This is a genomic window from Comamonas sp. BIGb0152, from assembly GCF_024809975.1.
GTDB lineage: Bacteria > Pseudomonadota > Gammaproteobacteria > Burkholderiales > Burkholderiaceae_C > Comamonas.
This window is the reverse complement of the sequence record NZ_JANUDY010000010.1, coordinates 115,086-127,310: the sequence shown is the minus strand read 5'-3', so window position 1 is coordinate 127,310 and position 12,225 is coordinate 115,086. Positions and strand designations below refer to the sequence as shown.

Genomic DNA, 12,225 nt, shown 5'->3' with positions numbered 1-12,225 from the left:
TTTAGAGAAATTGGATTGACAAATATCAACGGTGTCGACTGCCTTATACAGCCGGACCCTGTAAGTCCCAACAGAGAAACAGCTATTCAAATTTTGAGTAATTTCAGCATCATCCTGAAATAATGAGTCGCTGAGCAGGCTAGCCACCCAACATCCAACCCACTATACCCACAGACAACATCCTAATGCTTTTAAACAATCAATGCAAAATATTTGATAGCTATTTATTTTGACTATATTTTTATACGCTTATAGAACTTGCCATCTGAAATAAAAGTGCGCTTTGATCGCTTTGCTTATAAGCGAGGATGGTTATCACATACCACCACGGCGCAGGCTTCATGCTTGTTTTGGAGTGACAGCGGATGTCTGAAGCAGCGCTTGCAAAGAACCGGTACTGGAATTTGCTATAGGCGGCCTTTGCGCTAGGCGAAGGAGTTCTATGCATTCACACCTCTTGCTTGGCTTGCGTACGGTTTGCAGGACAAGGACCTGCGACAGTCGACTCCGCTCAGCAGCCTGAGATTTCGGATGCCATTTGTTGGGAGCGGCGATACCCGCTGATTCAGCGTTGATGTCGCTCGCCTCAAAGCGGCCTGCGGTTGAGCAACTGCTATAGAAATGGGATCTCCCAGTCGCCCCCAAACAACGCCCCCCATCCCCCTCGCACACCACCTAGGGAGAACCCGTGCGGTTCTTGACTTACAGCAAGCTCTGTTCACACTCTAGGCAACACAATCGGCTCAAGCTCTTGGCAAAGCGGGCTCGAAACACCTTGCTGCGACCAGGACTGAAGGCTCTTGGATTTGGTGAAACAGCTGAATTCCCCAGATTTCTATAGCTTCGTTGCTCTTAAATTTATAGCGATCTGCGTCCTTGCATGGGCAGACCAGCGCAAGTCCTTCGATGAATGTTGTTCTTATCAGGTATTCGATAAATTGAATTAATGAGTATCTTGGATATACAATACTTTCAAGAATTTCTGAAAATTAGAAAACATCCCCATGCCTCCCTCCAGCGCCACCCCATCCCCCAGCCGCCCCGCTGTGGCGACGCGCCCTTCTGCCCAGGGCGCCTGGTGGCAGGTGATCGCGACCCTGCTGTGGCTGCCTCAGGCGGCCGTGATTGCCTGGGGCATTGAGGCGATTCACCGGCAGGCGGCCTGGGTGCAGCTGCTGCAGGCTTGTGTCTTGTTTTTGGCGCTGGGCTTGCTGCGGGCTTTGGTCGATGGCTATGGTCTGCGCCGTGCTTTTGCAGCGGCCCGTGCCCATACGCAGCAATTGCGGCAGCAAGCGCTGCAGGCATTGGCCCAGCACTCGCCCTTGCACCCACTGCGCCCATCGGCAGGGCTGGCGGCCAGTGTGCTCAATGAGCAGGCCGACCACATCACGCCCTACTTCGCCCGTTACACCACGGCGCGTGCCAAGGTGATGGTGGTGCCGCTGGTCATCCTGGTCTGCGTGTTCAGCCTGTCCTGGGTGGCGGGCCTGGTGCTGCTGGTGGCTGCGCCGCTGATTCCGATCTTTATGGCGCTGGTGGGCTGGCGGGCCGAGGCGGCCAGCAAAAAGCATTTGCAGGATGTTGGCAACCTCAACCAGTTTTTGCTCGACCGGCTGCAGGGCCTGGCCAGTATTCGGGGCCTGGGTGCCGTGGCCCAGGTGGCCCAACAGCTGTCCAATACGGCCGACCAGTTGCGCGCCAATACCATGGCGGTGCTCAAGATTGCTTTTCTGTCCTCTGCGGTGCTGGAGCTGTTTTCTGCGCTGGGCGTCGCCCTGGTCGCTGTGTATGTCGGTTTTCACTTGCTGGGCCAAATTCCGTTTGGCAGCTGGGGCGGTAGCTTGGGCCTCGCCCAGGCGATGTTTGTGTTGCTGCTGGCCCCGGCGTTTTTTGAACCGCTGCGCGAGCTGTCTGCCGTGTGGCACGACAAGGCTGCCGGCGTGGCAGCCGAGCAAGCTTTGCAAGCGCTGCAGCAGCCCGGCCCGCAGTTGTTGGGGGGTGGCGATGGCAGTCAAGGCCGCATGGCCAGCGCCCATAATGCAGCGGCTGCAGCGCTGACCATCGACTGCCTCAGCTTTCAGTACAGCGCCGACAGCCCCTTGGTGGTCAACGCTTTGACCGCCAGGATTGAACCCGGCGAACGGGTGGCCCTGTGGGGTGAAAGCGGCAGCGGCAAATCCACGGTGATGGCGCTGATTGCCGGTCTGGCGGCCCCCAGCGCTGGCAGCATCCATATCGATGGCCTGCCCATGGATGCGGTGCATGCCGACAGCCTGCGCAGCAGCATGGCCTGGGTCGCGCAAAAGCCCCATGTGCTGGCCGCCAGCCTGATGGACAACATCCGCCTGGGCCGAGATATTGACGATGCCGCGCTGGAGCAAGCGGTGCAGAGCGCTGCTTTGGGCCCCGTTTTGGCCTTGCGTGGCAACACCGTGGTGGGCGATGGCGGCCTGGGCCTGTCGGGGGGCGAGGCCTTGCGGCTGACCTTGGCACGCGCCGCCGCCACACCCGGTTGCCGGCTGATTCTGGCCGATGAACCCACCGCGCATTTGGATGCCGAGACTGCCCAGTTTGTGCGCCAGGGCCTGCTGGCTTTGGCAGCGAGGGGCGCCACCTTGGTGGTCGCTACCCATGATCCGCTGCTCGCCGCCTGCATGGACCGGGTACTGTCGCTCGACGGCAGCCAGCCCGCCGTGCACACCGCACACGCAGTTGCAGCCGGGAGCCGCGCATGAAAGCCTGGAACGCACTGCGCCCCATCGTGCAGCTGTTTGCGCAATCGCCTTACCGCCGACGCATGCTGCTGGGCAGCTTGCTGGCGGCCATCACCGTGTGCGCCGGCATGTCGCTGCTGGGTTTGTCGGGCTGGTTTTTGACGGCGAGCTATGTGGCGGGGCTGTCCACCGCCACCGCTGTGGTGTTTGATGTGTTTGCACCCGGTGCCGGTGTGCGCTTTTTCTCGATGCTGCGCACCGGCGCGCGCTACAGCGAGCGGGTCGTCACCCACGACGCCACCTTGCGCGTGCTCGCTGCCCTGCGCGTGCAGCTGTTCTCGCGCCTGGCTGCGGCGGACACGGCATTGGCACTGCGCCAGCGCCCTGCTCGCTTGCTGCACCGCCTCACGGCCGATATCGATGCGCTCGATGCCGTCTACCTGCGGCTGCTGACCCCTGCCGTCTCGCTGCTGGTCAGCGCCTGCGTGACTGCGCTGGCCTTGGGCATCTTCTTGAACTGGCAAAGCGGCCTGCTCGTAGGGGCCATGGTGCTCGCCGGTGGCCTGGCTTGTGTGGCCTGGTGTGTTCGCTATGGCTTTATGACCGCGCTGCGCCGCAGTTTTGCGGGTGAGCAACTGCGCGCTGCGGTGATTGATGCCGTAGGCGCTCAGACCGAGCTGGTGATGGCTGGCAGCCTGCCGCGCCAGATGGCGCGCATTGCCGCCGCAGAGCGCCAGCAGTTTGCGGCCGATATCCGGCTGAACCGGCTCGAATCCAATGTGGCCATCGCGATGGCGATGGTCGGCCACCTCGCTACCGCTGTGGCCTTGCTTTGCGCGGCCTGGCTGGCGCAGAAGGCGGAGATCGGTGCGCCCATTGCCGCACTGGCCACCTTGCTGCTGCTCGCCGCGCTCGAGCCCCTGACCCAGCTCCGTCGCGGCGCTATTGAGGCTGGCCGCACCTTGCTGGCCGCACGCCGCATTGCGCCGCAGCTGCAGGCCGCACCCGCCCCCCAACCCCTTGAAGGCCCTGCGCCCGCCGCAGGCTTGGCCGTAGATATGCAGGCGGTCAGCCTCCAACACCCGGGCAGCGCTGCGCCCCTGCTGCAGCACCTCGATCTGCAAGTGGCAGACGGTGAATGGCTGGTCCTGGCAGGGCCCAGCGGCGCGGGCAAATCCAGCCTGATGGCGCTGATCGGCGGTGACCTGCTCCCCAGCGCCGGCCAGGTGCTGCGCCAGCCTTGCGCCAGCCTGCCCCAGCGTACCGAGCTGTTCCAGGCCAGCCTGGCCGACAACCTGCGCCTGGGCCGCCCCGACGCCAGCGATGACGCGCTATGGGCCGCACTGCAAACCGCAGCATTGGCCGATGTCATCCGCGCACTGCCCCAGCAACTGAACACCGTGCTGGGCAGCCAGGGCGCCGGCCTCTCGGGTGGCGAATCGCGCCGCCTGGCCCTTGCCCGGCTGATGCTGCACCCAGCGCCTTTGCGTTTGCTGGATGAACCGACTGAAGGCCTGGACCGCCAGACGGCCAAGCAGGTGATGACCGCCATCGGGCACTGGCATGCCCAGCGCGGCCACGGCGCCATCGTGATGGCCAGCCATTTGCAGCGTGAGGCGCGCCACGCCGACCGCATTGTTTGGATAAACCCCTTGCTAGGAGGCCTGGTGCAGGCACGCAAAGGCACGACGGAGTTTGACGCCCTGCTGCAGCGACTGCGACCGGGCTAGACACCGACGGAGACCGCCACTCAGCACTGATTGTCAGTTTGGAACCCACGCAGTTTTTCTACCAGATCGAGCACTTACAACACGGAAGGACCATTTCATGGATCTCGACATCGTCGGGCTATCAAGATTGCAGTTTGCACTCACCGCCCTGTACCACTTTCTCTTCGTTCCCCTGACCCTGGGGCTGTCTATCCTGATCGCCATCATGGAGACGGTCTATGTGATGACCCGGCGCGTCATCTGGCGCCAGATGACCAAGTTCTGGGGCGTTCTGTTCGGGATCAACTTCGCCATCGGGGTGGCCACCGGCCTGGTGATGGAGTTCCAGTTCGGCATGAACTGGAGCTACTACAGCCACTACGTAGGCGACATCTTTGGCGCGCCGCTGGCGATCGAGGGGCTGATGGCCTTCTTCCTCGAAGCCACCTTTGTCGGCCTGTTCTTCTTTGGCTGGGACAAGCTCTCGCCGGTCAAGCACTTGATGGTGACCTGGCTGACTGCCATCGGCACCAACCTGTCGGCGCTGTGGATTCTGATCGCCAATGGCTGGATGCAAAACCCCGTGGGCGCCGTCTTCAATCCGCAGACCATGCGCATGGAAGTCAATGACTTCGCTGCCGTGCTGAGCAACCCGGTGGCCCAGGCCAAGTTTGTGCACACCGTGTCGGCCGGCTATGTCTGCGCCTCCATCTTTGTGCTGGGCGTGTCTGCCTGGTACCTGCTCAAGGGCCGCCATGTGGCCTTGGCCAAGCGCTCGATGACCGTGGCCGCCGCCTTTGGCCTGGCCGGTTCGCTGTCGGTGGTGGTGCTGGGTGACGAGTCCGGCTACCTGTCGGGTGAACACCAGAAGATGAAGCTCGCCGCGATTGAAGCCATGTGGGAGACCGAGCCTGCGCCCGCCGCCTTCACCGCCTTTGGCTTTCCCGACCAGGAAGCGCGCGAGACCCATTACGCCATCCACATCCCATGGGCCATGGGCCTGATTGGCACCCGCTCGCTCGATACCGAGTTGCAGGGCATCAACGACCTGGTCAAGCATGCCGAGGTGCTGATCCGCGACGGTATCAAGGCCTATGATGCGCTGGAGAAAATCCGCGACGCCGGCTCGACCACGACCATCTCGCCCGAGCTGCGCGAGCAATTCGAGGCCAATGGCCAATCGCTGGGCTACGCGCTGCTGCTCAAGCGCTATGTGGACGACCCGCGCCAGGCCACCGACGAACAGATCGCCAAGGCGGCGTCGGACACCATCCCGCAAGTCGCGCCGCTGTTCTGGACCTTCCGCATCATGGTCGCGCTTGGCATGTTCTTCATCGTGTTGACGGCCGTGTTCTTCTACCTCGCCTCGCGCCACCAGCTGGAAAACCGCCGCTGGCTGCTGTGGGTGGCCGTGTGGTCCATCCCGTTGCCCTGGGTGGCCATTGAGTGCGGCTGGTTCGTCGCCGAGTTTGGCCGCCAGCCCTGGATCATTGAAGGCGTGCTGCCCACGGCCGTGGCCGCCTCCAACCTGGGCGTGACCACCTTGCTGATCACCATCCTTGGTTTTGTGGCGCTGTACACGGTGCTGCTGGTCATCGAGATGAAGCTCATGCTCAAGGCCATCCAAAAAGGCCCAGAGCTGGAGCCCGAGCAGCGCGATCCCCAGCCACTGAGCTATGCCTCGATCGCCACGGCACAACCTACCTCTTCGGGAAAGTAACACCATGATCTTGCATACACTTTTGAACTACGACACCCTGCGTGTCATCTGGTGGGTCCTGCTGGGCGTGCTGCTCATCGGCTTTGCCGTGATGGACGGCTTTGACCTGGGCACCGGCATGCTGCTGCCCTTTCTGGGCAAGAACGATCTGGAACGCCGCGTCATCATCAACGCCGTGGGCCCCACCTGGGAAGGCAACCAGGTCTGGCTGGTGCTGGGCGGTGGCGCCATCTTTGCCGCCTGGCCACAGCTGTATGCGGTGTCCTTCTCGGGCTTTTACCTGGCCATGTTCGTGATCCTGATCGGCCTGATCCTGCGCCCGGTCGCCTTCAAGTACCGCAGCAAGAACGAGTCACCCGCCTGGCGTAGCCGCTGGGATTGGGCGCTGTTTGCCGGCAGCTTTATCCCTGCGCTGATCTGCGGCGTGGCCATGGGCAATGTGCTGCAGGGCGTGCCCTTCCGCCTCACGCCTGAGCTGTACATCCACTACGACGGCAGCTTCTTTGGCCTGCTCAACCCCTTCGCCATCCTGGCCGGCCTCATCTCCGTCAGCATGCTGCTGATGCATGGCGCTGCCTGGCTGTGCATCAAGACCGAAGGCGCCATCGCCGCCCGCGCCCGCAGCGTGGGCAGCATCTCGGCCGTCGTCACTGCCGTGCTGTTTGTGCTGGCCGGCATCGTGCTGTGGAAGTTTGTCGATGGCTACCGCATCACCTCGGTGCTGAACACCACCGGCCCCTCCAACCCGCTGTTCAAGACCGCCGCCCACGCGCCCGGCGCCTGGATGCAGAACTACCAGCAGTACCCCTGGACCATGGCCGCACCCATCCTCGGCGTGCTGGGCTGCCTGATCGCTGCCGTGCTGATCCGCGCCCGCAAAGAAGGTCTGGCCATGATCACCAGCGGCCTGGGCATTGCCGGCATCATCCTGACGGTGGGTGCCTCCATGTTCCCGATGATCCTGCCCTCCTCGGTCGATCCGCGCTTTAGCCTCACGGTCTGGGATTCGTCCTCCAGCCATATGACTTTGTTCATCATGCTGGTCTGCACCGTTATCTTCATTCCGCTGATCATTGCCTACACCAGCTGGGTCTACTCGGTGCTCTGGGGCAAGGTCAATGCCAAGGACATCAACGACGGCAACGGCCACGCTTACTAAGCACAGCCGCACCAAGAAAGGAACTGAAAATGTGGTATTTCTCCTGGATTCTCGGCCTGCCGCTGGCCGCCGCCTTTGCGGTACTCAACGCCATGTGGTTTGAGATGACCGAAGACCAGAAGCTGCGCCAGCAGCTGCTGGACGACCCGGACACCCAGCCACCGCGCTGAGTCCGCTCAAGGGCCTGGCAACTGCCGCCAGGCTCCCCGCAAAAGCAAAGGCCCAAACCTCGGTTTGGGCCTTTTGCATGGGCAGATCAGCTTTGGCTTTGCAGGTCTTCGGAGAACAGCCGCCAGTCCTTGCCCACCTTGCGCCAGTACTGGCGCAGTGACAGCGGCTGCGCCTGCTCGCGGCTTTTGAGCTTGAGGTTGGCCACGCGGATCTCGCCCTTGTCGTCCTTCCAGCCGTAGGTGGAGACCTCCTGCAGTTCCACGCTGCGGCCTTTGAAGAGCGCGGCCATGCGCGTCTGCCAGGCCTGGCCTTCGGGCGAGGCCGTCCATTGCGGCGTAGCCAGCTGCAGCGCCTGCTGGGGATCGTCCTGCAACCAGGCCTGGTGCCACTGCTGGACGACAGCCGTAAAAGATTCGGTGTTCTGGCGGTGCTGCGTATCGCTTTGCGCCACCCACTGCAGCTGCTCGCGGATCAGCACCGGCGTTTGCTTGTCCACCGTACGCATCAGCGCAATCAGGTCGGGGTTGGCCAGCACCACGCAGCCATCACTGGCCTGGGGCAGGCGTGCAAACTGGTCGGGCGGCGCGCCATGCAGCCAGATACCGCTGCCCGAGCGGCCCATGGCCTTGTCCCAGTCATTGGGGTAGTTCAGGGTCAGCGCGCCTTTGCCATAAAACTCCGGCAGGCGCGGGCCGGCAATCTGCCGGCCAATGAAATAAATGCCTTCCGGTGTGCGCTGGTCGCCCTCTTCGAGCTTGCCCACGCCCAGCTTGCCGACCGAGACATAAAAACTGTCCACCAGCTGCAGGCGGCCATTGTCATGGCGCAGCAGATACAGGCGCGACTGGCTGGCATCGATGGCAATGACCTGGCGCACCGTGGGCGACAGCGACAGAAACTCCGACGGAACCTGGCCAGCGCCAGGCAGCGATTGGGCGCCGTGCATACGCCGGCGGATCTCGTCTTGCAGGCCTTGGAGCTGCTCCAGGGTTTGCACACCTTGGGCGCTGGCGACGGGGTTGGCCACGGCAGGCGCATCCGCTTGCGGCACCAGGGCATGTTTAACGGGCAGCAGCATGGCACGCTGTGCCAGCGTAGCGGGCGTCAACGCGCCCGGCTGGCCAGAGCGAAAACGCAGCAGATCCGCGTACACCAGCTGCGCCGCCTGAAAATGCGGCACATCGGCCGTCAGGCTGGCGGCGGCCTTCAAGGCCTGGTCCAGCTGCTGGCGCTGCACCAGCGCAATGATCTGCACCAGGCGCTCTTCGGCATCGGGTTGGCGGGCTTTGCTGGCGCCCGCTGCATGGGTTTGCGCAGCAGCTCGGGGCGCTGGCGGGCTGCCCGCGGCCAGCGCCGTACCGGCGGCCACTACCAAGGCTGCACTGGCCCCGGAGCGCCAAAACTGCTTGCAAAAAGGCATTGCCTGTGATTCCTTCTACTGACGTCGGTGCGGACCAGCGCCGATCATAGCCTGTGGATTGGCCACCGCTCAGCCTCCAGTGGTCTCGCGCACGATGCGCCAATGGCCTTTTTCCAGGCGCATGGCCAAGGTCTTGCGGGTCGTCGTCTTGAGTGCGCCGGCCGCATAGTACTGGCGGAACTTGGCCGTGGCCTGGTCGCCATCCACACTGATCTGCAGGTTGCGCACATTCACCACAATGGCCTGCTTGCCCACAATGCGCTGGCGCCGCTCTTCCTTCCAGTTGCTGAGGCTGCCGCCACCGGCCGGGCTGAAATGGTCGCTGTAGGCGGCCAGGTAGCCGGGCATGTCCTGCTTCTCCCAGGCCTGGGCCCAGGTGTTGACGGCGCGCTCCACATCGGCCTTGGCGGTATCGCGCGGCGGTTTGGGCTTGGTCTCGGCCACGGGGGCTGCTGGTTTGGCAGCGGGGGCGGCGGCCACGGCCTTGGCAGGCTCGGCGGCGGCAGGCGCTGGCGCGGCTGGTGCTGGTGCGGGACGGCTGGCAGCGCCTGGTGCGGGCGTCGCCGACGGCTTGGGCTGCGGAGCAGGCGCGGGGACGGGGACGGGCGTGGGTGTTGGCGCTGGTGTTGGCGCCGCCTTGGGTGCGGGCGCGGGCACAGCTGCCGCCTGGGCGACGACTGCGGGCGCGGGCGCAGTTGCAACCGTTGCAGCTGCGGGCGGGCTGGCCGCAGGCACTGCAGCGGCTGGCGTGGGCGTGGGCGTGGCGACGGCTGCAGGCGCTGGAGAAGGCGTTGGCACCGGCGTGGGCGCCACATCGGCCCGGGCCTGCACCAAGGCATTTTTGCCATTGGCCAGCGAGGCCGGAACAATCTGGGTGATCAGGGCCAGCTTGGGCGCCGCCTGCTTGGGCGCGCCTTCAAGCTGCAGCGCCTTGGCATAGGCATCGCTGGCCATGCGGGCATAAAGGTCGCCCAGGTTCTCATGCGCCGTGGTGTAGCTGGGGTTGGTGCGCATCGATTGCTCCAGCACCTGCGCCGCCTTGCGCTCCTGGCCATCGGCGGCGTACAGCACCGCCAGGTTGTTGTACGGCTCGGGCATGCCCGGGTAATCGCGTGTCAGCGCCTGGAAGATCTTGATCGCCTGGGCATTTTGCTTTTGCTCGGTGGCAATCACCCCGCGCAAAAAACGCATTTCCACATCGGCGGGTTGCTTGCGCAGGTAGGCATCGGCCTGCTGCGCAGCTTGTGCGGCCTTGCCTTGCTGCAGCAGCTGGGCCACTTCGGCCACGGCGGGCGATGTGGGCGCCGCCTGCCCCGGCAGGGCCACCCCACCGCCAATCAGCATGCCCACGCAGACAGCGGCCCAGCGCTGGCGAAAAAAGACAGGCACCAGAGCCCGCAGGGAAGAGCGCACTGGAAAAGCACGTTGCATGGGGATTTTCTCGTTGCAGTGGATCAACGCTGCACCAAGCAGCCAGACATCTTGCTTGCCGCTGGCTTGCCAGGCGGCGGCCGGCGGCTGTGCCAAGCGCGCGGTAAAAGCCGGCCGATTATACAGACCCAGGCGCTGCAAGCGCCCCAGCCGCCGCCGTGCCACCGCTCCCGAAACAAAGCCCAAACGTTACGTAACAAGTCCGTAACACCTGGCCCTGCAAGCCCCCTGCTGCCGCTTGGTCGCGCGGTATCCGCAAAAAAATACTCTTCAAAAACAATGCACTTCTGCTATCCGGAGCGGCCACTGCTTTGGCTATCGGTCATGGCATGGCTGTTGCATTGAATAACGCAAGGCCATCGCAGCACTGCCCGCAAGGCCAACGCTCTAACCGGAGACCCGCATGACACATCCCACCGCACTGCATGGCCTGGAGCCCTTGGAGCCGCTGCACAGCGTGCCGCATGAGCGCCACCTGTGCATGGAGGCACAGGGCTCCCCGGGCCTCGCCCACCAGCTGAACCTGGCAGCGCGCTTTGTGGCCCAGCAGGCCGCTGCGCTGCCTATGCCCTATGACGGCTACCTGATGCTGTTCACCATGACGGCCCAGCACCTGCCCATCACCAGCTTCAGCACCCGGCAGGCCAGCATCGAAGAGGCCTGGCTGGAAGGTGCCGCCCGTATCCGGCAATGGGCCTGGGCCTATAGCGCCACGGGCGTGGAGCTGCGCATCGATTGGGCCACCGGCGTGCTGCCCCTGCCCGGCCACGATCCCCAGCAGGCCCTGGCGGATCTGCGCCAATCCTGGAGCCTGGCGGGCAACGCGCAGGAGCGCGACCAGATGCTGGCCAGGCTGAGCCAGCGCATGACCCGCGCGCTCAGCCGCCTGGAGCAGTTGAGCGACCCCGTCGCGCTCGATGACGACAGCCGCTGGCAGTTGGTGCTCGAAGGTCTGCATATCAGCGCGCTGGGGGAGATGCGTACCCTGCCGCGCCACCACCCCTCGGCGCCCCGGCATGGCCACAGCAGCGCGGCGCCGGCCATTTACCAGGCCACGCAAGCGCTGCTGGCCCAAAGCCAGAGCGAAGACGGCAGCTGGCCCGAGGCCAGCACCTTGATCGACCACCTGGGCATCACCTACGCCTTGCTGCTCACCCAGCGCCAGACCGGGCCGAGCGAAGCCTCGTCCATGACCGTCCACCGCGCCATGGCTTACCAGGCCGAGCAGATGCAGCGCTGGAGCCTGCATGAATGCGGCAGCGAGTTGCTCAAGGCCATGAGCCTGATCGTGCTTGTGCAGTATGTCCAGCTCTACCCAGGTGCCGGCTGCGCTGCGCCGCTGCGCGACCTCATCGGCCTGCTGTCCCAGCAGCTGCATGGCAAAGCCAGCAAGGCCGGTAGCGCCACCGCGCCCTGGGCCCAGCTGGCACTGCAAAGCCTGCAAAAAAGCGGCCAGCACCCGTCGCCCGAGGGGCAGACGGCACACAGCACCGCACCCGGCACTGACAACCAATGGCTGCATGCTGCCTGGCTGCAATTGCAGGCCCTGGCGCTGGACCAGGAGCACAGCAAGATGCACCCCGAGCCCTGGGTGTCGGCAGCGCTGATGGAGTGTTCCTTGCAGCAGGGCCATGCCACGTTCTCCAGCCACACGCAGCGCAGCCAGTTCCTGTCGGGCATGCAGTCGCTGTTCAAAACCTGCTACCAGCGCATGGTGTGGCCAAAAACAGCCCAGGCACAGGCCAGCCGCCAACGCCATGCCCAGGCCATGCTTTGCCCGGACGCCCGGCATAGCCCGGTGACCGATTGCCGCATTGCCAGCCAGCTGCTGATCACCATCAGCGCAGCGGTGAATTTCTCCAGCCTCTCTCAGGCCCGATAAAGCTTGGCCCAGCGGCTAG

At 64.0% G+C, this 12,225-nt stretch carries 8 protein-coding genes; 6 read left to right on the top strand and 2 right to left on the bottom strand.

The genetic code is table 11. From position 1 onward, the window contains the following. The first annotated feature begins 1,004 nt into the window (after positions 1-1,004). The 5 genes from cydD (at position 1,005) to cydX (ending at position 7,472) form a co-directional block, all read left to right on the top strand. Entirely contained in the window at positions 1,005-2,735 is a 1,731-nt protein-coding gene (gene cydD / locus M2375_RS18470) for a thiol reductant ABC exporter subunit CydD (protein ID WP_259169400.1), read from the top strand. Then, entirely contained in the window at positions 2,732-4,444 is a 1,713-nt protein-coding gene (locus M2375_RS18465) for an amino acid ABC transporter ATP-binding/permease protein (RefSeq protein ID WP_259169399.1), read from the top strand. Before cydD ends, M2375_RS18465 begins: the two co-directional genes overlap by 4 nt. Positions 4,445-4,541: 97 nt before the next feature. Next, positions 4,542-6,143 carry a cytochrome ubiquinol oxidase subunit I gene (locus tag M2375_RS18460; protein ID WP_259169398.1) on the top strand — a complete coding sequence of 534 codons (1,602 nt, stop codon included), beginning with the start codon at positions 4,542-4,544 and terminating at the stop codon, positions 6,141-6,143. 4 nt (positions 6,144-6,147) lie between these two features. Continuing rightward, positions 6,148-7,302: a cytochrome d ubiquinol oxidase subunit II gene (gene cydB, locus M2375_RS18455; protein WP_259169397.1), complete on the top strand. Its 1,155-nt coding sequence runs from the start codon at positions 6,148-6,150 to the stop codon at positions 7,300-7,302. 29 nt (positions 7,303-7,331) lie between these two features. After that, a complete protein-coding gene (gene cydX, locus M2375_RS18450; RefSeq protein ID WP_259169396.1) occupies positions 7,332-7,472 on the top strand; it encodes a cytochrome bd-I oxidase subunit CydX in 141 nt (46 codons plus the stop codon). A gap of 86 nt (positions 7,473-7,558) precedes the next feature. Here cydX and M2375_RS18445 read toward each other — a convergent pair whose 3' ends face one another. Both M2375_RS18445 and M2375_RS18440 read right to left on the bottom strand, forming a co-directional pair. Next, complete coding sequence (locus M2375_RS18445; protein ID WP_259169395.1) at positions 7,559-8,893, bottom strand: murein L,D-transpeptidase family protein; 1,335 nt, start codon at positions 8,891-8,893, stop codon at positions 7,559-7,561. 69 nt (positions 8,894-8,962) lie between these two features. Beyond that, positions 8,963-10,324 (bottom strand): tetratricopeptide repeat protein, encoded by a 1,362-nt coding sequence (locus M2375_RS18440; protein ID WP_259169394.1) that lies wholly within the window; start codon positions 10,322-10,324, stop codon positions 8,963-8,965. Positions 10,325-10,727: 403 nt separating this feature from the next. Here M2375_RS18440 and M2375_RS18435 point away from each other — a divergent pair, with 403 nt between their 5' ends. Further along, positions 10,728-12,206 (top strand): hypothetical protein, encoded by a 1,479-nt coding sequence (locus tag M2375_RS18435; RefSeq protein WP_259169393.1) that lies wholly within the window; start codon positions 10,728-10,730, stop codon positions 12,204-12,206. Positions 12,207-12,225 lie beyond the last annotated feature (19 nt).